This is a genomic window from Pseudomonas sp. FW507-12TSA (assembly GCF_058781435.1).
In genome coordinates, this window is the sequence record NZ_JBYSWT010000002.1 from 1 (window position 1) to 20,417 (window position 20,417).

Here is a 20,417-nt window from a genome sequence, read left to right on the forward strand (position 1 = left end):
GGCTGGGGGTGGGCCTGGGCTGGGATTTCATGGCCCGCGACGGGGTGGCCAAGGGCGAGTTGCTACGGGTTGGCGACTGGGCCTTCCATACCGGCCAGGCGGACTTCCTGGTGCACCTGCGCAACCGGCGCCTGTCGGCCAGCGGCCAGTTGTTCCATGACTGGCTGGTGGCCCACGGCGCCGAGTGAAGCTCAGGCCCGGGGCACGCTGAAGCGGAATTCGCTGCCCTTGCCCACCTCGCTGTAGGCCTGGATCGTGCCGCCGTGGGCCTGGACGATGCCCTGGGTGATGTACAGCCCCAGGCCAGTGCCGTTGGGGTTGCCTTCCTTCATGGTCCAGTAGCGGTCGAAGACGAACGGCAACTGGTCGGCGGGGATACCTTCCCCGGAGTCGCGGACGCTGAACACGATCTGCTCGCCGTCGGACATCGCCACCACCCCGACCTTGCCCTGCTTGGGGGTGAACTTGATGGCGTTGCCCACCAGGTTCGACAGCACCTGGAACAGCCGCTCGGGGTCGGCGTGGATGGTCAGGTCCGGTTCGGCGTGGAAACTGATATCGATGGACTTGTCCAGGGCCAGGGGCGCCAGCAGCGAATAGGCTTCCTCGAAGATCTGCACGACGTCCAGCGGCTGGGGGGCGATGCGATACCGCCCGGCCTCGATCTTCGAGGTGTCCAGCAGGTCCTCCAGCAGGATGTTCATGCGGCTGGCGGCCTGTTGCATGGTGTCGATGGCCGAGGAGATGCGCCGCGAGGTGTGCGGGCCGTCGGAGCTGAAGGCCTTTTGCATCATGCCGCAGAGCATGGAGATCACGGTCATGGGGTTGCGCAGGTCGTGGGACACCACCGCTACCAGCTCGTCCCGGGCGCGCACTGCCTGTTGTTCGCGCAGCACCTGGCGCGCCAGGTCGTGCTCCAGGGCCGAGCGGCGCAGGTCGTTGGCGGCGAAGCGGTCGCCGTGGCTCCACTTGCTGGAGATCCCGGCCATTTCCACTTTCCAGATCTCGAACGAGGTACGCGGTCGCAGGCGCAGGCCGGCGTCGGAGTTCTCCAGGTTCAGGGGCTTTTGCGGGTTGCCGCTCCAGTTGATGTTTTCCTTCACCTCGGGCCGGAACCACAGCACGCCGTTATCCACAGGCTTGGGCAGGCTCATGGCCAGGACACCGCTGGCCACCTGTTGATAACTGGCCGCCGGCGGGTAGACGCTGGCCAGGTGGTGAGTGGCGAACACCGGTTGCCCGGACGCTTGCAACCAGCGGTGCAGGGCGCGGATCTGCTCTGGCGGCGGGCAGTTGCCGAAGCAGTGCAGCTGGCGATCCTCGATGATCGCCACGCCGCCGGCCCGGGTCAGCTCCAGCAACCGCCCGGGTTCCTGGGCCAGGCTGGCGAACACGCTGCCGCTGGCCTGCTCCATGGCCTGGTTGAGGCTGGCCAGGGTGGCGAGCTTTTCCTCACGCTGGCGGCTGACTTCCAGGGCTTCCATGGCGCTGATCTGCAGCGACAGCACCTGGCCGATGGTCTGGCAGGCGATGCGCAACTCGTGGGGTACCAGCAGTGGCTGGCGGTTGCCGCAACTGATCAGGCCCCAGAGCTGGTCGTCCTTGAGCAAGGAGATGCTCATGGACGACAGCACGCCCATGTTCTTCATGTACTGGCAGTGGATCGGCGACACGCTGCGCAAGGTGGCGAAGCTCAGGTCCAGGGCTTGGCCGGTGTCCGGGCGCAAGGTCGGCACCAGCGGCACCGGCTGGTAGTCGGCATCGGGAATGATCCGCAGCCAGTTGCTGCGGTACAGCTCGCGGGCCTGCTGGGGAATGTCCGAGGCGGGGAAGAACAGGCCGTTGAACACTTCCATGGTCGGCCGCGTAGCCTCGGCGATCACCTGGCCGTGGCCCTCTTCTTCGAAGCGATAGATCAGCACCCGGTCGTAGCCGGTCATGGCCTGGATCTCGCTGACGCTGATGGCGTACAGCTCTTGCAGGGTCTTGGCGGTCTGCAGGCGGCGCAGCAGGCGCCCGAGGTTGTCGGTGCGCTGCTTGAGCTCCGGTGCCTGGTGCTGTTCGAGCTGGTGCTCCAGTTCCAGGATCAATACGCCCTGGTGCCGGTGCAGCAAGGCTTCGAAGCGCCTGCCATGGAGCTCCAGGTACAGCGGCGTGGCATCGAGCAAGTGTTGCAGTTGCAGCCGTTGGCGAATGCTCTGGGTGTGTTCGGTGCCCAGGAGGCTGTCCAGGGGCTGCTCGACGACTTGCTCGGCGCGCTGGCCCAGCAGGGTCTCGACGTTGGCGCTGACCTGGCGGATACGCAGCCCTGGCTCGTCCAGGGTCAGCAGGACGCCGTGGGGCTGGATTGCGCCCGGGGAGCGGATGGGTTCGTTGGCGCAGTTGGCCAGCAACTGCTCGAAGGCCTGGGAATCCTGGGGGGTCATAGCAGCACCTCGCGGTTGTCGAGCCAGTGCTCGAAACAGGCAAATGTGGATTGCGCGGCGTCCACCACTTGCTGGCGGGCGCTGGTGTGGCTGGGCATGCGGCCCAGGTAGTCGAGGAAATCCTTCCAGCGCCGGCCGGTGAGGGCGCCGTAGACGTCGAGGAAGGCCCCGCCATTGCCGGCATCCAGCGCCAGGCGCCGGGCCATTTCGCGGCGCAGGATCTGCCCGCCCAGGGTCGCGCCCTCCAGCACATAGAGAGTGCCCAGGCAGGCGCCCGGAGTGTCCAGCCGGGGCAGCTGCGGGCAGCGTGGCAGGTGGTCGATCTCGGCCTGGTTCAGGCCAAGGGCCAGCAGGTCGCCGTTCAGCGCTGGAGTCTTGCGCCGCAGTTGCGGCTCGTACCCGGCCGGAATCAGCCCGCTTTGATCCAGGGCCGCCTCCAGGGGCTGGTAGAACCCGTAGTAGGCCTGGACCAGGCGCTGGTACCAGGCAGCGTCGAGCTGCTCGGAGAAAAATGGCAGGCGTTGTTCCAGGGCCACATGCAGGGTCGCGGTGCCGGCGCGCAGGTCCTGGAGCAGGAAGGAAGCGGCAGTGTCTTGATGCGGTTGGGGCATTCAGGGATCCGGGAGTCGCTGCGGTAGGTGGATGCGCCATGGGCGTCATCGAGCACCGGGACCAGGCAGTGGTCCCTGCAATGGAGCCATCGCACGGAAAAGAACAGGAACGTCACTTTACCTGTGGTTTGCCGGAGCGGCGCAGATTTTTCGTCGCTCCGGCAAACGGTCATGGGTAGTCGATCGACGGCCTACCGCAGCTCTGACTCCGACAGCACGGCATTAATTCCCTTGGCCGGCTGTCGGGCTGGGTCAGATCCAGACGTCGTTCAAGGCGGTGCGTGCGCCGCCCTTGTCACCGGTGTTGAGTACGCCCCGAGGCTCGATCAGCAGCAGCTTGACCTCCTGCTCGGACCAGGGCTTGTGTTCCACGCCCCGGGGCACGACGAACATCTCGCCGCTGGCGATGGACACCTGGCCGTCACGGAAGTCGATGTGCAGCAGGCCATCGAGGACGATGAAGGTTTCGTCGGTCTCGGCGTGGGAGTGCCAGACGAATTCGCCTTGCAGCCTGGAGATCTTGAACTGGTAGTCGTTCATCTCGGCGATCACCTTGGGGGTCCACTGTTCGCTGAACAGGCCGAGCTTCTGGGCGAAGTTGATGCTCTGGTACTGGCGTTGCGCGGTGCTGCCGGCGGGATGGTCCATGGGAACTCCATATCGTTGGTGAATGAGCGCCCAGGGTAGGCAACCCGCGGTTGTGGATTCTTGAACGATTGTGCGTGGCTCAGCGGCCGAGCATCTTCAGCCAGCGTGCCGGCGGCAGGCCATAGGCCTGGCGGAACTGGCGGGTCATGTGGCTCTGGTCGGCGAAGCCGGCAGCCAGCGCCGCGTTGGCCAGGGGCTGGCCCTGCACCAGCAGCGCCCGGACCAGGTCCAGGCGGCGCATGCTCAGGTAGCGATAGGGGCTGGTGCCGAACAGCAGGCGAAAATCCCGGGACAGGCTCCAGCGATCGCGCTGGCTGTGGGCGGCCAGCTCATCGAGGGTCAGGGTGCGGTCCAGGGCACTGTGGATGTATTCCCGGGCACGTTCGGCGGCCTGATAGTCGAAGCGTTGCCGGGGCGCCGCGACCCCGGATACCCGATTGAGCGCGTGGGCCAGGTCGAACAGGGCATCTTGCTGCTCCAGCGGGTCCAGGGGGCTGTCGATATTGTGCAGCAGGGTCTGGGTGGCGGCGAACAGCCGTGGATCGGCGGACAGGCCGCCAGCGATGAAGGGCAGGGGCTGGCCGCCGAGGATCTGCTGGATCAACGCCGGCTCGACATACAGCATGCGGTAGTGAAAGCCATCCTGGGTCCCGGCCTCGCCATCGTGGGCTTCGTCCGGATGCAGGACCATGGTTGCGCCCGGCAGGCTATGGCGCCAGCCGCCGCGATACTGGAAGCTCTGTACCCCATGCAGGGTGCGGCCGATGGCGTAGGTATCGTGGCGATGCATGTCGTAGCCATGGCCGGCGAAGTAGGCTTCGATGCGTTCCAGGCCCCGGGCGGGCGGTGCGCGGTGAACCCAGTCGGTGATGATCGGTCCGGCCATGGGGCAGTCCAGGAGCAGGTAGCTGAAACCGGCACGTTAACCCGAGGCCATGCCGGCTGTCTTGCCCGGCCCATCACGCGCTATCGAGTTGTGCCTGCCGGCCCAGGTGGCCGAACTCGATGGGGACCTTGGTGTAGAACAGCGCGAAGTCTTCCTGGGCCAGGCGTTCGAACAATTGCCGGGCTTGTGCTTCGCTGATGGCCAGGCGGATTTCCAGGGGCTGGTCGGCCAGGTCGAAAAAATGCGCCGAATGCAGTTGCCGGGAATGGCCGAAGCCTTCGACGGCGCTGGAAAGGGTGGCGCCCTGCAGGCCCATTTCCCGGGCCAGGTCGATGATCCAGTCGCCGAGCATCCGACCGTGGTAACGCCGGTTCTGCTGGGTGAAGAAGGTCACCAGGTAGCCTTGCATGATTGCCCTCCCACGACATGGCAGCCCGTTGATTGAGCATAGCTGGCGGCCGGCTCGGTGGTTGCCTGGGCGCAACGAGAGGAGTAGCGTCCACGACCTCGCTACAGGCTCATGCGGCAGCGTTTGGGGCCCATGACACGAACCCCGACCAGGACGCTACGTCCCGCAGGAGACCGAACATGGCAGTGACCTTCCGCCCGGTGGTGGACGCCGATATCCCGCGTATCTGCGGCTTTGTGCGCAGCGCCCAGGAGCTGTTCTTCTTTTTCCCCGCCGCCACCTGGCCCTTGACCCATGAGCAGTTGCGCGACTCTATCGCCCAGCGCAGCGATTCCACGGTGATCGAGCGTGACGGGCAGGTGGTGGGTTTCGCCAATTTCTATCGCTGGGAACAGGGCGGTACCTGCACCATCGGCAACGTGATCGTCGACCCGGATGTGCGCAGCGTCGGGCTGGGCGCGCAGTTGATCGGGCAGATGATCTATCTCGCCCGCAGCCGGCACCAGGCCAGCGACGTGACCCTGTCCTGCTTCAACAGCAATGTGGCGGGGCTGTTGTTCTATCCGAAGCTGGGGTTCGTGCCCTTCGCCATCGAGGAGCGCAAGGACAAGCAACACGAGCGGGTGGCGCTGATCCACCTGCGCTACAGCCCGAGCTGAGGCCGGGAATCTCTTTTCAAGACGGAAGCCATTCATGAGCAAGCTGCGGGTCGGGATTATCTTTGGTGGCCGTTCGGCCGAGCATGAAGTGTCGCTGCAATCGGCACGCAACATCATCGATGCCCTGGATCGCTCGCGTTTCGAGCCGGTGTTGATCGGTATCGACAAGCAGGGCCACTGGCACCTCAACGACACTTCGAACTTCCTGATCAACCAGGAGAACCCGGCGCTGATCGCCCTCAACCAGTCCAACCGTGAGCTCGCGGTGGTGCCGGGCAAGGCCAGCGGGCAACTGGTGGAGACCTCCAGCCAGGAGCTGCTGGGGCACGTCGATGTGATCTTCCCCATCGTCCACGGCACCCTGGGCGAAGACGGTTGCCTGCAGGGCCTGCTGCGCATGGCCGACTTGCCCTTCGTCGGCTCCGACGTGCTGGGCTCGGCGGTGTGCATGGACAAGGACATCAGCAAGCGCCTGCTGCGCGATGCCGGCCTTGCGGTGACGCCCTTCGTCACCCTGACCCGCGCCAACCGGGCGCGCCATGACTTTGCCCGGGTCCGGGCGGCGCTTGGCCTGCCGTTGTTCGTCAAGCCGGCCAACCAGGGCTCGTCGGTGGGGGTGAGCAAGGTCGAGGACGAGGCCCAGTACCACGCCGCGGTAGAGCTGGCCCTGGGCTTCGACCACAAGGTGCTGGTGGAGTCGGCGGTGCGTGGCCGGGAGATCGAGTGCGCGGTACTGGGCAACGACCAGCCTATCGCCAGTGGCTGTGGCGAGATCGTGGTCGGCAGCGGTTTCTATTCCTATGACAGCAAGTACATCGACGAGCAGGCGGCCCAGGTGGTAGTGCCGGCGGCCATCGACCATGAAGCCAGCGAGCGGGTTCGCGCCCTGGCCATCGAGGCTTTCCAGGTGCTGGGTTGCTCCGGGTTGGCGCGGGTCGATGTGTTTCTCACCGACAGTGGCCAGGTGTTGATCAACGAGGTCAACTCCTTGCCGGGGTTCACGCGCATCAGCATGTACCCCAAGCTATGGCAGGCCGCGGGCATGAGCTACAGCGAACTGGTCAGCCGGTTGATCGAGCTGGCTCTGGAGCGGCACGACGAGCGGCAGGCGCTGAAAATCACCCGCTGAAGCGGATCACAACCTTGATTGGGATACTACGGATGAGTGCGGCAACACCGGCATCGGTTTATCTTTTTTCCTACGGCACCCTGCAGGACAAGGCGGTGCAACTGGCCAACTTCGGCCGCGAACTGGAGGGTCGCCATGACGCCATGCCCGGCTACGACCAGCACTGGGTGGAAATCACCGACCCGCAAGTGCTGGCCAGTAGCGGCAAGACCCATCACCCGATCCTGCGTCCGGGGTCGGCGGACAGCGCACCGATCCCCGGCATGGTGTTTCGCCTCACTGCCGAGGAACTGGCGGCCGCCGACCGCTATGAAGTCTCGGACTACAAGCGAGTCAGCGTGACCTTGTCTTCCGGTATCCAGGCCTGGGTCTACGTCAGCGCCTGAGTTCAGCGCGCCATGACCATCATCCCCAGGCACACCACTACCAGTAGCAACGTCCCGAGCACCATGAACAGATAGTTGATCGGGGTGAAGCGGGCGTTGCTCTGGCCGTGCAAGTCGCCAGCCGCGGCATTCAGGCCGCGCTGGCCCAGCCAGGTGATCCAGGCCAGGGCCGGTATCAGCAGCAGGTTGGCGATATCCACCAGCGGAAAACCGACGTTGTTGCGCGCCAGGCTGTCCAGGACGTTGCTGGCCACCGATACGACCACGAACAGGGTCGCCAGGCCATCGTGCTCCCATTTGAAATCCTGGCCATCGCGCTTGAGCCGGGCATCGGCCTCGCGGTACAGGGCATGGGTGAAGAAGATGGCGAAAATCGCCCGGGCCACAGGCCACATTTCCTCACCGCTGTCTTGCTTGAACTGCTTCCAGTTCTTGTAGGCCCAGTACACCCGGTAGAGGCCGAAGGTGAGGATGAACAGGGTGAGGAACTTGCCCCGGGACACTACGTAGAACGGTGGCTGCTTCGCCTCCGGCAGGGAGGTGGCCAGGTCCGCCTGGGGCGGGGCATAGAGGTTGTCAGACACGAGCACTCCTTGGGTTGGGTCTGAAGGGGGAGGCAACGTTAGCTCAGGTTGTTGGCCAAGAACCAGCGTGGTCTCGCTGGTCGATCGGAACCGGGTTCAGGCCCGGGGTGGATCCGCCGGCCGAACGTAGTGAATATCCCATTCACTTTCACCCACCTGAACAAAACCCAGGCGTCGATAAAAACGATTCGAGTCACTGCCGCGCAACGCATCCAGGTGGATGGGTAGTTGTTCGTTGGCGGAGCGTTGCAAAAGCTGCTCCAGGGCCTTGGCGCCGAGGCCCCGCCCTTGGAATTGCGGTAGGACGTACAGGTGCTGCAGGCGCAGATGATCTGCGTGTGATTGGCTCCGGATAAAGCCCACAGGCTGTCCGTCACTGAGGATGAAGTGGCAGCGTTCGGCCGCGAAGCTTGCAGCAAATCGCTCTCGGGCCCGCTGAGGATCGAAGCGCCCCAGGCGCTCAAGGCTTTCGCGCATGGCCGAGATGCGCATCTGGACCAGGGTTTCCAGGTCGCTCAGGGAGTTGGGGAGTAGTGCACTCTCGAGGCTCATGTGCGACCGATCCAGGAGTACTGGAAGGTCTTTTCCTCGCCCCGATGGCCTCGGCGCCGGTAGCTGGCCAGGCTGGGGGTGGAGCAGTAGGTGCAGAGCGGGCTGATCTCGATCTGCTCGTCCGCCACGCCAGCGGCATGCAGCAGATGCACGGCGTAGCGGCTCAGGTCGAACCACAGCGAACCTTCCTGGCTGGCCGAAGGCGGAGCGATCTGCGATGGCAGCAGCGGCACGGGTTGCTCGTGGCTCCAGGGGTCCTGGCTGGCAGGCCAGGGGCGCTGCGGGTCCGCCGAGAAGGGGGCGATGAAGTCGGCGCTGACCTCATAGCAGCAAGGCTTGATCGAGGGGCCGATGGCGACCCGCACTTGGTGTGCTTCAACCCCCTTGGTCGCCAGGTGTTGCAGCACATTGGCGATGATCCCGCCGTGCAGGCCCTTCCAGCCGCCATGCACCGCCGCGACCCAGGAACCGTCGTCGCTGCTGATCAGGATCGGCAGGCAGTCGGCGGTGACCACGGCGATCGGGCGGTTGGAGCGAGTCAGTACCGCATCGCCACGGATGATCCCGCTGGGCAAGGTCGTGCTGGCCTCGATGACATCGCCGCTGTGCACCTGGGAGCAGAAGAACAGGCTGGCCGGTAGCGTCGCGCCGATGGTGGAGAACTCATGGCGGATACCTGCGATCTGCTTCAACACGTTTGCCTGGAAACTCATCGGGCTTGTGCTCGGTTACCTCGGGATTGGTGGCAGAGCATAGCGGTATCCGATGCATTTTTGCTGACCGGCAAGCCGTGGAGCGAGGGGGGTGACCAGCGGTCGCCCCGATGCCAGAGCCTCAGGAGCCGAGCGGGATGTACAACTCCACCACGCTGTCAGGGTGCATTGGGCCGAGGAAGCGTTCACCGCTGTACTCGAACTCCACCGCATCCACGGGTACCAGCCCGGCGGCGGGCAGCCATTCGCTGTAGGCGGCGCGGAAGGTTTCCGGCAGGGTTTGCACAGTGCCGTGGTGCTCCACCCGCGCGTAGTGGCGAGCGGGGATTTCCAGCTCCACCATGCCGGGTACCAGGGGCGCGTCGGCGGCCACCGGCAGGCCGGCTATGTAGCGCCATTGGCTGTCGTCCAGGGGCTGGCAGATGCCGTAGGTGCCCATGGGGTCGGCCAGGCGCTGGATCTCCTGCTCGCGGGGTTCGAAGCGTTGCCACAACTCGGGGATGGAGCCCGCATCGCCCTGCTGCCAGGCCATGCCGATGATCCGCTGCGCGCTGAGAAATACCCGTTCCGGCACCTGGGCCTTGGGGAGCTGGCGTGGGGGTTGGGCCAGGTAGCGTTGCAGCTGGCCCAGCATCTTCTGGCCGCGAGCGATCTCGCTTTCCAATTGCCGTGCCTGCTCTCGCAGCGCCTGCTCCATGGCCGGCGGGCTGTCCAGGCCGCCCTGGTCGGCCAGGGCACGGATGTCCTCCAGGGACATGCCCAACTGGCGTAGCCAGACGATCCGCCCGAGGGTGGCGATCTGCTGTGGGCCGTAGTAGCGGTAGCCGTTGTCGCGCCCGGTGAGCATGGGGGCGAACAGGCCGATGCTGTCGTAGTGGCGCAGGGTCTTGGTGGTGAGGCCGTGGCAGCGAGCCATTTGTCCGATGGTGAGCATGGAGCGTCCTGGGTGTTGTTGGGCTTGCCGGCATGTTGGGCCTTTACCTAAGGGCAAGCTCAAGCCCGGCCGTGCTGCTCAGGATGATTTTGTGGGCTTGATCAGGCTCTGGGCGGGAATGCCGAACAATTGATGCAGTTTCCAGATCATGGGCAAGGTGAGCGCGCGCTTGCCGTTGAGCACTTCATAGACGCGGTTGGTACGGCCGATGGCGGGGACCAGGTCGGCGGCGGACAGCCCGGACTGTTCCATGCGGAACTTGATCGCCTCGATCGGATTGGGCAGGTCGATGGGGAACTGCCTGGCTTCGTAAGCTTCGATCAGGGTGATCATCACGTCGAAGTAATCGCCTTCAGGGGTTCCCGGTTGTGGTTCGTTGTCGAACAGCGGCGAGACGCTCTTCAGTGCCGCGCGGTAGTCCTGGTCGGTGTGGATGGGGCGGATGTTCATGTGGGTTACTCCATGTCTACGCTGTCAGCGTCAATCGCGTCGTACTGCTGGTGAGTGCCGACGAACTTGATGTAGAGCGCACCGAAACGATAGGCCACGGCAACGATCAATCGATACTCGTTGCCCTTGATGTTGAAGACCACCCTGCGGCTTTTGAGAATGCTGGCGTTGCGGTACTGGTCCTTGATCTGCGCAGGGTTGGACCACTCTGCATTCCTTGCTTCATCGATCCAGGCCAGCAGAGGCTGTTCTGCGTCCGGGTAGCGTTTCCAGAAGGCCTTCAACTGACTGACTGCAATAATTCTCATGGCGCGATCCTAGTCCCGTCATGGGACTTAAACAAGTCGCTGAGTGAGTCGAGCGACGTACGGGCAGATCAATGGATCGGCCCGCAGACGCTACCTGGACTCAGTGACGATAAGGTCATGCGCAGAGCGTGGTGTGCACGTCGTCCATCGGTGCCTTGCCCATCTCCGCCAGGAAAGTGTGCCGCCCAAGCATAGCGGTCGCACCGGGGCTCCATGGCTGTCTCCAGGGCTTCGCTGATCTATACATCGGCCTTCACGCGAAACAGCGGATGCAGGTGTTCGCCCCATAGGGAAAAGCGGATTTCACCGTGGGTGGTCAGGGGCGTGGTTACGCGAAGGGTTGCAGGGGCTTGGCCATTTCACTGGTGGCGGCCCAGCCCAGGCCCTGGTAGAGGGGTTGGCCGGAGCGAGTGGCATGCAGGATGGCGAAACCCAGGCCACGTTGCCGGAACTCGGCATCCGCCAGTTGCATCAGCGTCGTGGCTAGGCCCCGGCGGCGGTGGCTGGGCTCGACGTAGACATTGAGCACGTAGCCGCGTTGATCCTGGGTCGGGTGAGCCGGGTGGGGCGGCCAGTCGATGTTCATCAGGCCGATGCTGGCCACGGGCTGCTCGGCTTCCAGCAGCACGAAGCCGTAGTAACGACCGTCCACCAGGCGTTGATGCAGCCAGGGACGAAAGTGTTCGGTCATGACCTGCAAGGTGGCTGGCGGGTGGCCGGCGTCGAGGAACATCGCCTGGCGGTGGGCGCACACCAGTTCCAGGTCCTGGAGGCCCAGGCGACGCACGCTCAGGCCTGGGACGGTGATATCGGCGGGGATCGGCTGCATTGTCTGTTCCTCGTTGGCAAGCGCTGATGCTAGGGCAGAACTTCCTGCCCGATCAGATACAGAGCGCTGCAAAAAACAGCATACAGGCCCACAAAAAAGGGCCGGCCTCACGGCCAGCCCTTGGGTGCAGCGCGGAACCTTCAGTCCCCCAGCGCTTCGCCTTCACGACGTGGGTCGGCGCCACCGGCCCAGGACGCCTTGCCCTTCGCATCACGCACGCGAACGATGGCCTGGGTGCCGCTGGTCATGTCGATTTCATTCACCTGGTGCCCCTGGGCCTGCAACGCCTGTTTCAGCGCTGGGCTGAACTGGCCCTGCTCCAGCTCGGTGGGGCCGTTGCGGCTGCCGAAGTTGGGCAGGCCGACGGCGGCTTGCGGGTCGAGGTTCCAGTCGAGCATGCCGATCACCGACTTGGCCACGTACTCGATGATCTGCGAGCCGCCGGGGGAGCCGACGCTGGCCAGCAGCTCGCCGCTGGCACGATCGAAGACCAGGGTCGGCGCCATGGACGAGCGCGGGCGCTTGCCCGGCTGCACGCGGTTGGCCACCGGCTGGCCGTTCTCCTCGGGAATGAAGGAGAAGTCGGTCATCTGGTTGTTGAGCATGAAGCCCTGGACCATCAGGTGCGAGCCGAACGCCGCTTCCACCGTGGTGGTCATGGACACCGCGCCGCCCTGGTCATCCACCGCCACGACCTGGGAAGTGGAGATGCGCATCGGCGAACGGTCCGGCGCATAGGCCACCTGGATGCCCCGCGGTTTGCCGGGCTCGGCCTGGCCCATGCTGCGCTCGCCGATCAGGGCGGCACGACTGGCCAGGTAGTCCGGGGCGATCAGGCCGGCCACCGGCACTGGCACGAAGTCACTGTCGGCCACGTACAGGCCGCGGTCGGCGTAGGCCAGGCGCTCGGCCTCGGCGATCAGGTGTACCGCTTGTGGCGCCGGTTCCAGGCCGGCCGGTTGTTGGGTTTTCTGCGGTTTGAGATTGGCCAGGGTGTAGCGTGGATCACGCTGCTCCAGGGCTTGCAGGGTGCCGAAGATCTGCGCCACCGCCACGCCCCCGGAGGAGGGCGGCGGCATGCCGCAGACCTGCCAGCGCTTGTAGTCGCTGCACAGTGGCGCGCGCTCCTTGGCGCGGTAGTTCTGCAGGTCGGCGAGCGACAGGCTGCCGGGGTTGGCGTGGCCCTGGACCTTGGCCACGATCTCGGCAGCGATCGGCCCCTTGTACAGCGCGTCCGGGCCTTCCTGGGCGATGCGCTTGAGCACTGCGGCCAGCTGCGGGTTCTTCAGCAGGGTGCCGACGGCCTTGGGCGTGCCGTCGGCGTTGAGGAAGTAGGCGGCCATGTCCGGCGAGCGCGGCAGGGCGCTGTCGCTGCTGATCATGGTGTGCAGCCGTGGCGAGATGGCGAAGCCTTGTTCGGCCAGGCGGATCGCCGGTTCGAACAGTTGCGCCCAGGGCAGGCGACCGTGTTGCTTGTGGGCCATCTCCAGGGCACGCAATACCCCGGGAGTGCCCACCGAGCGTCCGCCGATCTGCGCCTGGGGGAAGGGCATGGGCTTGCCGTCGGCCTGCAGGAACAGCTTCTCGGTGGCGCCTGCCGGGGCGGTTTCGCGGCCGTCATAGGTGCGCACGGCCTTGCCATCCCAAAGCACGATCATCGCCCCGCCGCCGATCCCCGAGGATTGCGGTTCCACCAGGGTCAGCACGGCCTGCATGGCGATCGCCGCATCGATGGCCGAGCCGCCCTTGCGCAGCATTTCGCGCCCGGCCTCGGCGGCCAGCGGGTTGGCGGCAGCGGCCATGTGCTTGGCGGCGTGCCGGGTCTGCATGTCGGTGCGGTAGCCCGAGGCGACTTCCGGAGCGGGGGGCAGGGCGGTGGACGCCGGTGGGTTGTGGCAGGCGGCAAGGCCCAGGGCGGCGGCGATCAGGCCGATGCCGGCCAATTGGCGATAACGGGAGGGGAGGGTCGAGAACACGCGTTGAGCTCCGTTCGCAGGGGAATTGAAGTGTCGTCCGTGGGGGCAATGTACAGCACTAGAAAGCAGCGTTGGGCTTCACCGGCCGGCAACCCCCGGCCTTGTGCGACCGCCCGGGCGCTTCAACCTGCACCGATTGACCTGTATCAGGGCACCTGGCAGCCGTTGGGCACATGGTTGGTGGCAAACCATAAAGCCTGATGAGAGGACGCCATGTACACGAGTAAGTGGTTGCTTGTTTTCGGATTGCTGTGGGGGAGCCAGGCGTGGGGAGCGCCCCCCAGCGAACCGATCCAGCCGGTGCAGCCGGCGAAGATCACGGATGTCGACAAGGTGGAGCTGGGCAAGCAATTGTTCTTCGACCCGCGCTTGTCCAAGTCCGGTTTCATTTCCTGCAACTCCTGCCACAACCTGAGCATGGGTGGCAGCGACAACCTGCCGACCTCCATCGGCCACAACTGGCACCAGGGGCCGATCAACTCGCCCACGGTGCTCAACTCGGGTCTGAGCATCGCGCAGTTCTGGGACGGCCGCGCCGCCACGCTCCAGGAGCAGGCCGGCGGCCCCATCGCCAACCCGGGGGAGATGGGCTTCACCCACGACCTGGCGGTGGACGTGCTGCGCTCCATCCCGCAGTACCGGGCCTCGTTCAAGCGGGTCTACGGTGACGATGGCATCAAGTTCGATGACGTGACCAACGCCATCGCGGCCTTCGAAGACACCCTGGTGACCCCCAACGCGCCCTTCGACCGCTGGCTGCAAGGCGACCAGGCGGCCATCAGCCCCAGCGCGCTCAAGGGCTACCAGTTGTTCAAGTCCATCGGCTGCGTGGCCTGCCACAACGGCGAGGCAGTGGGCGGTAGCTCGTTCCAGAAGATGGGCATGATCGAGCCCTACGTGACCAAGAACCCGGCCCAGGGCGTTGCCGGGCTGACCGGCAAGGACGCCGACCGGATGCGCTTCAAGGTCCCGACCCTGCGCAACGTGGCGCTGACCTATCCCTACTTCCACGACGGTGCCTACTGGACCCTGGACGAGGCGGTGGACGTCATGGCCCGCCTGCAACTGGGACGCAAGCTGGACACCTCGCAGGTCAGCCAGATCGTCGCGTTCCTGGAGACCCTGACCGGCGACCAGCCGGACTTCAAGCTGCCGATGCTGCCACCTTCCTCGGCACAGACTCCACGGCCACAGCCATTCAACTGACCATGAAAAAAACCGCAGCTGGCTGCGGTTTTTTTTGCGTTGCGCTCCTGTTGATGGATGGCCGACCTACATCGGCCGAGGGTTGATCAACGCGGTCAGCACATGGTCGGCCCATTCACCGTTGATCTTCAGGTAGGCGCGGGCCCGGCCCTCTTGTTCGAAGCCCAGGCGCGCAAGCAGTTGGGCACTGCGCAGGTTCTCGGGGCGGTGGTTGGCCATGATCCGATGCAGTTGCAACTCATCGAAGGCATGGCCGATGGCCGCTTGCAGGGCTTCGTGCATCAGGCCCCGGCCCTGGGCGTGTCGGGCCAGGGCGAAACCCAGGTGGCAGGCCTGGAACGCACCTCGCACGATGTTGGTGAAATTGCAGGCGCCCAGCACTCGCTGCTCGGCGCGATCGAACAGCAGCCAGTGCCGGGCCTCTTGTGTGGCGACTTTGCCTGCCATGTCCCCTAGCCGCTGGGCCACCGCTGCAAGCTGGAAGTACTCCTCGTCGCGCAGCGGTTCCCAGGGCGCGAGGTGCTCGCGGTTATCCAGGAGGTAACGCTGCAGGGCCGGGGCTTGGGCTTGATCGGCGCTGCGCAGGACCAGGCGCTGGGTATGCAGGGGCAGGGGAGTCGCGGTTTCGGAAGCGTTCATATCTACCGCCTGCGGGATTGGGGAAGGGCGCAACCATGGCCCGGGCGAGCCATGGTGGATGGGCTGGAAGCCTAAGGCTTGGCGGTCTTTTGCTGCCAGGCGTTCGCGGCGGCCGCGGCCTTGAACTTGGCGCGGTTCTCCGGGGTGGCCGGCGGTTCGGAGTCGCCGAAGATCGCCTTCAGCCAATGGCCGTCGGTGGGGTTGGGGAAGAGGATGAACTTGCGCCCGAACTGCTCGCGGTCTTCGTTCATCAGTTGGCTGCGCTGCTGGACGTCGGCTACGTAGTACTTGCGTTTGAAGTCGTTGAGGTTGTCGCCGAGCATCACCACCACGTTGTGGTCCTTGGCGATTTCCTGCTGGCGTGGCTCCTTGTTGGAGCTGTCGCGATACACCGTCAGGTGCTGCTTGTCGGCGAACGGCAGCTGGTTGTGGCGCAGGTTGGCCAGGGCATATTCGTAGGTCTTTTCGCCTTGGTCGCGGCTGGTGACGTAGAACACTTCGACGCCCTTGGACTGGGCGTACTTGAGGAACTCCACCGCGCCCGGGGTGGCGACCGGGCCGTTGTCGGCGACCCACTGGTCCCAGGCGGCGTCGTCGAAGAACTCCTTGTCCGAGTTGATCAGGTAGCCCCAGTAGCTGTTGCTGCTGAGCACGGTGTCGTCGATATCGCTGATGATCGCCAGCGGGCGGTCGCCGGCCTTGCGTTGTTGCAGGGCCTGGTCCAGTTGCATCCTAGCCACGTTGAAGCCCTGGTAGTACAGCGCCTGGAACTCGGCGGCGGTCTGTCGCCAGGCCACGGCGGCGGTCAGCAGGTTGGAAGATGGCGCGCTGGCCTGGTCGGCGAAGGCCGGGGCACAGGTCATGGCCAGAAGCGAGAACAGCCAGGGGGCGAGGGAAGTCCCGGTGGTTTTTATTGTCATGGTCGAGCCCTAGAAGTGAGGATTGCGCAGCTCTCACGAACACTGCCCGGGTGTTCTATCCCAGGCTGCGCCGGCGCTCAATGCGGGTGTCGCGATTGTGGATCAATGAGGCGTAATCCCAGGTACTTTTTCGTGGGCATAAAAAAACGGCCTACCTTGCGGTAAGCCGTTTTTCGGTACTTGGTGGCTACACAGGGACTTGAACCCCGGACCCCAGCATTATGAATGCTATGCTCTAACCAACTGAGCTATGTAGCCAAGTGGCGCGCATTATTCGCTCAGAACGAACATGCGTCAAGCGTTTTTTTCAAAAAAATATCCACGCTATCAACCGCTTATCAAAATCCCCGCTTTGCTGGCATTCCCGGGTCGCAACCTGCGGCTCGAGATGCAGGGATGCATTGCGAGCGAAACAGGTCGTTAGCAAGCTAAGGGGATGGCATGAGTGCCGGTAAAAGTGGCACATTGACGCACCTGCCCCTGTGCATCCACCCGTTGTACGGAAACAATCCTATGGCTATCAGCAATGCCCAGCCTGTCGCAACGACGGCTTCTCCTGCTTCCCAAGGCAGCCCGCTGGTCCTGCGCATCATTGGCGCGGTGGCGCTCGCGCACCTGATCAACGACCTGATCCAGGCGGTGATGCCGGCGATCTATCCGATGCTCAAGGCCAACTATGGCCTGACCTTCACCCAGGTGGGCCTGATCACCCTGACCTTCCAGCTCACGGCATCGTTGCTGCAGCCCTGGGTGGGCTACTACACCGACCGTCGGCCCCAGCCGTTCCTGCTACCGGCGGGAATGATCTGCACCCTGGTCGGCATCCTGATGATGTCCCAGGTGGGCAGCTTCGGCTTGATCCTGCTGGCTTCGGGGTTGATCGGCATCGGCTCCTCGACCTTCCACCCGGAGGCTTCCCGGGTGGCGCGGCTGGCGTCTGGCGGTCGCTATGGCCTGGCGCAATCGAGCTTCCAGGTAGGTGGCAATGCTGGCACCGCGTTCGGTCCGTTGCTGGCGGCGGCGATCATCATTCCCTATGGCCAGGGCAACGTGGCCTGGTTCGGCCTGTTCGCGCTCTTCGCCCTGGTGGTGCTGTATGCCATCAGTCGCTGGTACGCCAACCACCTGCGCCTGTACCAGCTCAAGCAGGGACAGGCAGCGACCCACGGGCTCTCCAGGGAGCGAGTGGTCAGTGCCCTGGTGGTGCTGGGGCTGTTGGTGTTCTCCAAGTATTTCTACATGGCCAGCTTCACCAGCTATTTCACTTTCTACCTGATCGAGAAGTTCGACCTGTCGGTGGCCAGTTCACAGTTGCACTTGTTCCTGTTCCTGGGAGCGGTGGCGGCGGGGACCTTCTTCGGTGGTCCCATCGGCGACAAGATCGGGCGCAAGGCGGTGATCTGGTTCTCGATCCTCGGGGTGGCGCCGTTCACCCTGCTGCTGCCCCATGTGGACCTGTTCTGGACCAGCGTACTGAGCGTGGTGATCGGCTTCATCCTGGCCTCGGCGTTCTCGGCCATCGTGGTCTACGCCCAGGAACTGGTGCCAGGAAAGGTGGGCATGATCGCCGGGATATTCTTCGGCCTGATGTTCGGTTTTGGCGGGATCGGTGCAGCGCTGCTGGGGCACCTGGCGGACCTGCACGGTATCGAGCATGTGTATTTCCTGTGCTCGTTCCTGCCGCTGTTCGGCGTATTGGCGATCTTCCTGCCCAGGACCCGCAAGGCCTGATGCCACATGCTGTCGGACACGCCCGGGCCATGCCCGGGCGTTGTGTTTGTGGGCCTAGCAATTGTTTTGGCGTTGGCGTGCACAATCTTGTCGGAAGGCATTGGGCGACTGGCCGCAAAGGCGCTTGAAGAACCGCGAGAAGTAGGTGGGATCGTTGAAACCTAGCTGATCCGCTAGCTGGCTGATACCGATGTTGCTGTACACCAGGCTGCGCTTGGCCTCCAGCATCAGGCGCTGGTGGATGATCTGCAGGGCGGTCTGCCCGGCCAGTTCCCGGCACAGGGTATTGAGGTACACGCTGGACAGGCCGATGCGGTGGGCCAGGGATTCCACTGTAGGGTGTTCTCGGTAGTGCTGTTCCACCAGCCTGATGAAATATCCCAGCAACTGCTGGTGACGCTCGTTGCGGTTGCCGGGCATGGCGTTCCGCTGACTGCGGCGGGCGATCCAGATCATCAGCACGTTGACCAGTGATTGCAGCAGCAGATCCCGGGCCGAGGCGCTACCTTCGTACTCATGCAGCAGCGTCTTGAACAGGGTGTCGAGACTGCGCCGGTCGGACCCCACCGAGTAGCAGCCAGAAGATGCCAGCACTGCCAGTGGAGCGCCCAACTGCGTTTCCAGCTGGGCGACCAGGGGGGCCGCCAGGGTCAGCACGTAGCCCTGGATATCGGCGCTGAACTGGAAGCCATGGACCATCAGCGGCGGTATGACCTGGACCGCCGTCTCCTGTACTTCTCGGCGCTGGCCTTCGACTTCTACCATGGCCTGGCCACGCTGCACGTACAGCAACTGGTAAAGGTCTGCGTGGCGATGGGGCTTGATCTCCCAGTGGTGCAGGCTGCTGCGTTCGGGGATGGATTCGCAGTGCAGCAGGTCCGGGGTCGGCCAGGCCTGGTTCTCGCCATAGAGCTTGAAGACCGGGATGCTGGAGAGGCTGGCTTTCATGGGCTCTGGACCTTTACGAGGAGAGGGATGGGCTGCTCGATAATCGAACGCTGTTTGTAAAAGTGCATTTTTTGTGGCGGTTTATCACCATTTTTTGCGTTTTTTGTCAGTAAAAATGCAGGGTAGAACAATAACCATAAATTCCGATCGAGGCCTGTGGCCCGCATCGGAACACCCTGTGAGACGACGACAATGAAGACTCAGGTTGCGATTATCGGTGCCGGCCCATCCGGACTGCTGTTGGGCCAATTGCTGCACCGGGCTGGTATCGACACGGTGATCCTCGAGCGCCAGGCCCCGGACTACGTCCTGGGTCGCATCCGTGCCGGAGTATTGGAGCAAGGCACGGTGGACCTATTGCGCGAAGCCGGCGTTGCCCGGCGCATGGACGCCGACGGGCTGGTCCACGAAGGCGTGGAGCTGTTGCTGGGCGGGCGGCGGGTACGTATCGATCTCAAGGCCCTTACCGGTGGCAAGACCGTGATGGTCTACGGCCAGACCGAAGTCACCCGCGACCTGATGCAGGCCCGAGCGGCCTGCGGTGCAGTGACGCTCTATTCGGCAAGCCAGGTGCAACTGCATGACCTGCAAGGCGAGCGGCCTTACGTCACTTGTGAGCAAGACGGTCAGTCATTGCGGATCGACTGTGACTACATCGCCGGGTGCGACGGCTTCCATGGCGTGGCCCGGCAAAGCATTCCCCAGGAGTTACTCACACACTATGCACGTGAGTATCCCTTTGGCTGGTTGGGGCTGCTGGCCGATACTCCACCGGTCAACCCTGAGTTGATCTATGCACAGCACGACCGGGGTTTCGTGCTGTGTAGTCAACGTTCCCTGACTCGCAGTCGTTACTACCTGCAAGTGCCTTTGGGCGACAAGCTCGAAGATTGGTCTGATCGGCGTTTCTGGGAGGAACTCAAGGTGCGCCTGCCTGCTGACTTGGCTCAGCGCCTGGTGACCGGCCCATCGCTGGAAAAGAGCATCGCCCCCCTGCGCAGTCATGTGGTGGAGCCGATGCAGCACGGCAAGCTGTTCCTGGTAGGGGACGCGGCTCACATCGTCCCGCCCACCGGGGCCAAGGGGCTGAATCTGGCGGCGTCCGATGTGCACTACCTGTACCGCATCCTGGTCAAGGTCTACCGGCAGGGACGGATCGATCTGCTGTCCAGGTATTCCGAACTGGCCCTGCGCCGGGTTTGGAAAGGCGAAAGGTTCAGCTGGTTCATGACCAATCTCATGCATGATTTCGGCGAGCATCAGGATGCCTGGGCACACAAGATGCAACAGGCCGACCGTGAGTATTTCCTCCATTTCCCTGCGGGCCAGTTGAGCATCGCCGAGAACTACGTGGGGCTGCCCTACGAGGAGGTGGGCTGAACAATGGCAGCGCGCAACGCACGCGCAGGAGCTCGATTCAGACGCGGCTGAATATGTCGGTTCTGTAACTTTCTCGTATCTAAATGATAATCA

22 protein-coding genes, 1 tRNA gene and 1 pseudogene are annotated in these 20,417 nt (G+C 64.1%); 7 read left to right on the forward strand and 17 right to left on the reverse strand.

What is annotated here, in order from left to right; translation table 11 throughout:
* Positions 1 to 188, forward strand: a pseudogene (locus AC3WK8_RS02025) (LysR substrate-binding domain-containing protein); the annotation flags it as partial.
* 3 nt (positions 189 to 191) lie between these two features.
* Here AC3WK8_RS02025 and AC3WK8_RS02030 read toward each other — a convergent pair.
* From AC3WK8_RS02030 to AC3WK8_RS02050, 5 genes are all read right to left on the reverse strand, one after another.
* Positions 192 to 2,426, reverse strand: coding sequence for an ATP-binding protein (locus AC3WK8_RS02030; RefSeq protein ID WP_103324087.1), 2,235 nt, complete (start codon positions 2,424 to 2,426; stop codon positions 192 to 194).
* Positions 2,423 to 3,037 carry a biliverdin-producing heme oxygenase gene (locus tag AC3WK8_RS02035; protein ID WP_085594690.1) on the reverse strand — a complete coding sequence of 205 codons (615 nt, stop codon included), beginning with the start codon at positions 3,035 to 3,037 and terminating at the stop codon, positions 2,423 to 2,425. The genes AC3WK8_RS02030 and AC3WK8_RS02035 overlap by 4 nt, the downstream gene beginning before the upstream one ends.
* A gap of 252 nt (positions 3,038 to 3,289) precedes the next feature.
* The gene (locus AC3WK8_RS02040) at positions 3,290 to 3,685 is read right to left on the reverse strand and encodes a cupin domain-containing protein (RefSeq protein WP_085594692.1); all 396 of its coding nucleotides are present in this window, start codon (positions 3,683 to 3,685) and stop codon (positions 3,290 to 3,292) included.
* 79 nt (positions 3,686 to 3,764) lie between these two features.
* Positions 3,765 to 4,571, reverse strand: coding sequence for an AraC family transcriptional regulator (locus tag AC3WK8_RS02045; RefSeq protein ID WP_085594694.1), 807 nt, complete (start codon positions 4,569 to 4,571; stop codon positions 3,765 to 3,767).
* A 73-nt stretch (positions 4,572 to 4,644) separates the two neighbouring features.
* Positions 4,645 to 4,980: a DUF190 domain-containing protein gene (locus tag AC3WK8_RS02050; protein WP_085594696.1), complete on the reverse strand. Its 336-nt coding sequence runs from the start codon at positions 4,978 to 4,980 to the stop codon at positions 4,645 to 4,647.
* A 179-nt stretch (positions 4,981 to 5,159) separates the two neighbouring features.
* Between AC3WK8_RS02050 and AC3WK8_RS02055 the strand changes: the two genes are divergently transcribed.
* Genes AC3WK8_RS02055 through AC3WK8_RS02065 form a run of 3 tightly spaced genes read left to right on the forward strand, consistent with a single transcriptional unit; the run spans position 5,160 to position 7,154 of the window.
* A complete protein-coding gene (locus tag AC3WK8_RS02055; RefSeq protein WP_053132067.1) occupies positions 5,160 to 5,639 on the forward strand; it encodes a GNAT family N-acetyltransferase in 480 nt (159 codons plus the stop codon).
* 34 nt (positions 5,640 to 5,673) lie between these two features.
* Positions 5,674 to 6,768: a D-alanine--D-alanine ligase gene (gene ddlA / locus AC3WK8_RS02060; RefSeq protein WP_103324086.1), complete on the forward strand. Its 1,095-nt coding sequence runs from the start codon at positions 5,674 to 5,676 to the stop codon at positions 6,766 to 6,768.
* A 32-nt stretch (positions 6,769 to 6,800) separates the two neighbouring features.
* The gene (locus AC3WK8_RS02065; RefSeq protein WP_103324085.1) at positions 6,801 to 7,154 is read left to right on the forward strand and encodes a gamma-glutamylcyclotransferase family protein; all 354 of its coding nucleotides are present in this window, start codon (positions 6,801 to 6,803) and stop codon (positions 7,152 to 7,154) included.
* Between the two features lie 2 nt (positions 7,155 to 7,156).
* Here AC3WK8_RS02065 and AC3WK8_RS02070 read toward each other — a convergent pair whose 3' ends face one another.
* The 8 genes from AC3WK8_RS02070 to ggt all read right to left on the reverse strand — a co-directional run bounded on the left by AC3WK8_RS02070 (position 7,157) and on the right by ggt (position 13,500).
* Positions 7,157 to 7,738 carry a hypothetical protein gene (locus AC3WK8_RS02070; RefSeq protein WP_103324084.1) on the reverse strand — a complete coding sequence of 194 codons (582 nt, stop codon included), beginning with the start codon at positions 7,736 to 7,738 and terminating at the stop codon, positions 7,157 to 7,159.
* A 96-nt stretch (positions 7,739 to 7,834) separates the two neighbouring features.
* Complete coding sequence (locus AC3WK8_RS02075; RefSeq protein WP_103324083.1) at positions 7,835 to 8,290, reverse strand: GNAT family N-acetyltransferase; 456 nt, start codon at positions 8,288 to 8,290, stop codon at positions 7,835 to 7,837.
* Positions 8,287 to 9,003, reverse strand: coding sequence for a purine nucleoside phosphorylase YfiH/LACC1 family protein (locus AC3WK8_RS02080; RefSeq protein ID WP_103324082.1), 717 nt, complete (start codon positions 9,001 to 9,003; stop codon positions 8,287 to 8,289). Before AC3WK8_RS02080 ends, AC3WK8_RS02075 begins: the two co-directional genes overlap by 4 nt.
* A gap of 121 nt (positions 9,004 to 9,124) precedes the next feature.
* Positions 9,125 to 9,937, reverse strand: a complete 813-nt coding sequence (locus AC3WK8_RS02085) for a MerR family transcriptional regulator (RefSeq protein ID WP_085594708.1) — start codon at positions 9,935 to 9,937, stop codon at positions 9,125 to 9,127.
* A gap of 78 nt (positions 9,938 to 10,015) precedes the next feature.
* The gene (locus tag AC3WK8_RS02090) at positions 10,016 to 10,387 is read right to left on the reverse strand and encodes a helix-turn-helix domain-containing protein (protein WP_085594710.1); all 372 of its coding nucleotides are present in this window, start codon (positions 10,385 to 10,387) and stop codon (positions 10,016 to 10,018) included.
* 5 nt (positions 10,388 to 10,392) lie between these two features.
* Entirely contained in the window at positions 10,393 to 10,695 is a 303-nt protein-coding gene (locus AC3WK8_RS02095) for a type II toxin-antitoxin system HigB family toxin (RefSeq protein WP_085594712.1), read from the reverse strand.
* Between the two features lie 328 nt (positions 10,696 to 11,023).
* The gene (locus AC3WK8_RS02100) at positions 11,024 to 11,524 is read right to left on the reverse strand and encodes a GNAT family N-acetyltransferase (RefSeq protein ID WP_085594714.1); all 501 of its coding nucleotides are present in this window, start codon (positions 11,522 to 11,524) and stop codon (positions 11,024 to 11,026) included.
* Between the two features lie 140 nt (positions 11,525 to 11,664).
* Positions 11,665 to 13,500, reverse strand: a complete 1,836-nt coding sequence (gene ggt, locus AC3WK8_RS02105; protein WP_103324081.1) for a gamma-glutamyltransferase — start codon at positions 13,498 to 13,500, stop codon at positions 11,665 to 11,667.
* Between the two features lie 231 nt (positions 13,501 to 13,731).
* Between ggt and AC3WK8_RS02110 the strand changes: the two genes are divergently transcribed.
* Entirely contained in the window at positions 13,732 to 14,706 is a 975-nt protein-coding gene (locus AC3WK8_RS02110) for a cytochrome-c peroxidase (RefSeq protein ID WP_272482545.1), read from the forward strand.
* 66 nt (positions 14,707 to 14,772) lie between these two features.
* Here the strand turns inward: AC3WK8_RS02110 and rimJ are convergent, their stop codons facing one another.
* The 3 genes from rimJ to AC3WK8_RS02125 form a co-directional block, all read right to left on the reverse strand.
* The gene (rimJ, locus tag AC3WK8_RS02115; RefSeq protein WP_103324079.1) at positions 14,773 to 15,345 is read right to left on the reverse strand and encodes a ribosomal protein S5-alanine N-acetyltransferase; all 573 of its coding nucleotides are present in this window, start codon (positions 15,343 to 15,345) and stop codon (positions 14,773 to 14,775) included.
* 71 nt (positions 15,346 to 15,416) lie between these two features.
* Entirely contained in the window at positions 15,417 to 16,265 is an 849-nt protein-coding gene (locus AC3WK8_RS02120; protein WP_103324078.1) for a 5'-nucleotidase, lipoprotein e(P4) family, read from the reverse strand.
* A 181-nt stretch (positions 16,266 to 16,446) separates the two neighbouring features.
* A tRNA-Met gene (locus AC3WK8_RS02125) sits at positions 16,447 to 16,523 on the reverse strand.
* 255 nt (positions 16,524 to 16,778) lie between these two features.
* On the opposite strand from AC3WK8_RS02125, the gene AC3WK8_RS02130 reads away from it, so the two are divergent.
* Positions 16,779 to 17,996 carry an MFS transporter gene (locus AC3WK8_RS02130; protein WP_085594725.1) on the forward strand — a complete coding sequence of 406 codons (1,218 nt, stop codon included), beginning with the start codon at positions 16,779 to 16,781 and terminating at the stop codon, positions 17,994 to 17,996.
* A gap of 54 nt (positions 17,997 to 18,050) precedes the next feature.
* On the opposite strand, the gene AC3WK8_RS02135 is transcribed toward AC3WK8_RS02130, so the two are convergent.
* Positions 18,051 to 18,944 (reverse strand): helix-turn-helix domain-containing protein, encoded by an 894-nt coding sequence (locus AC3WK8_RS02135; protein WP_103324077.1) that lies wholly within the window; start codon positions 18,942 to 18,944, stop codon positions 18,051 to 18,053.
* Positions 18,945 to 19,136: 192 nt separating this feature from the next.
* On the opposite strand from AC3WK8_RS02135, the gene pobA reads away from it, so the two are divergent.
* Positions 19,137 to 20,324, forward strand: a complete 1,188-nt coding sequence (gene pobA / locus AC3WK8_RS02140; RefSeq protein ID WP_103324076.1) for a 4-hydroxybenzoate 3-monooxygenase — start codon at positions 19,137 to 19,139, stop codon at positions 20,322 to 20,324.
* Positions 20,325 to 20,417 lie beyond the last annotated feature (93 nt).

Coding starts and splice junctions, on each gene's coding strand:
- AC3WK8_RS02030 (WP_103324087.1), bottom strand. CDS start 2,426: ATGACCCCCCAGGATTCCCAGGCCTTCGAGCAGTTGCTGGCCAACTGC.
- AC3WK8_RS02035 (WP_085594690.1), bottom strand. CDS start 3,037: ATGCCCCAACCGCATCAAGACACTGCCGCTTCCTTCCTGCTCCAGGAC.
- AC3WK8_RS02040 (WP_085594692.1), bottom strand. CDS start 3,685: ATGGACCATCCCGCCGGCAGCACCGCGCAACGCCAGTACCAGAGCATC.
- AC3WK8_RS02045 (WP_085594694.1), bottom strand. CDS start 4,571: ATGGCCGGACCGATCATCACCGACTGGGTTCACCGCGCACCGCCCGCC.
- AC3WK8_RS02050 (WP_085594696.1), bottom strand. CDS start 4,980: ATGCAAGGCTACCTGGTGACCTTCTTCACCCAGCAGAACCGGCGTTAC.
- AC3WK8_RS02055 (WP_053132067.1), top strand. CDS start 5,160: ATGGCAGTGACCTTCCGCCCGGTGGTGGACGCCGATATCCCGCGTATC.
- ddlA (WP_103324086.1), top strand. CDS start 5,674: ATGAGCAAGCTGCGGGTCGGGATTATCTTTGGTGGCCGTTCGGCCGAG.
- AC3WK8_RS02065 (WP_103324085.1), top strand. CDS start 6,801: ATGAGTGCGGCAACACCGGCATCGGTTTATCTTTTTTCCTACGGCACC.
- AC3WK8_RS02075 (WP_103324083.1), bottom strand. CDS start 8,290: ATGAGCCTCGAGAGTGCACTACTCCCCAACTCCCTGAGCGACCTGGAA.
- AC3WK8_RS02080 (WP_103324082.1), bottom strand. CDS start 9,003: ATGAGTTTCCAGGCAAACGTGTTGAAGCAGATCGCAGGTATCCGCCAT.
- AC3WK8_RS02085 (WP_085594708.1), bottom strand. CDS start 9,937: ATGCTCACCATCGGACAAATGGCTCGCTGCCACGGCCTCACCACCAAG.
- AC3WK8_RS02090 (WP_085594710.1), bottom strand. CDS start 10,387: ATGAACATCCGCCCCATCCACACCGACCAGGACTACCGCGCGGCACTG.
- AC3WK8_RS02095 (WP_085594712.1), bottom strand. CDS start 10,695: ATGAGAATTATTGCAGTCAGTCAGTTGAAGGCCTTCTGGAAACGCTAC.
- AC3WK8_RS02100 (WP_085594714.1), bottom strand. CDS start 11,524: ATGCAGCCGATCCCCGCCGATATCACCGTCCCAGGCCTGAGCGTGCGT.
- rimJ (WP_103324079.1), bottom strand. CDS start 15,345: ATGAACGCTTCCGAAACCGCGACTCCCCTGCCCCTGCATACCCAGCGC.
- AC3WK8_RS02120 (WP_103324078.1), bottom strand. CDS start 16,265: ATGACAATAAAAACCACCGGGACTTCCCTCGCCCCCTGGCTGTTCTCG.
- AC3WK8_RS02130 (WP_085594725.1), top strand. CDS start 16,779: ATGGCTATCAGCAATGCCCAGCCTGTCGCAACGACGGCTTCTCCTGCT.
- AC3WK8_RS02135 (WP_103324077.1), bottom strand. CDS start 18,944: ATGAAAGCCAGCCTCTCCAGCATCCCGGTCTTCAAGCTCTATGGCGAG.
- pobA (WP_103324076.1), top strand. CDS start 19,137: ATGAAGACTCAGGTTGCGATTATCGGTGCCGGCCCATCCGGACTGCTG.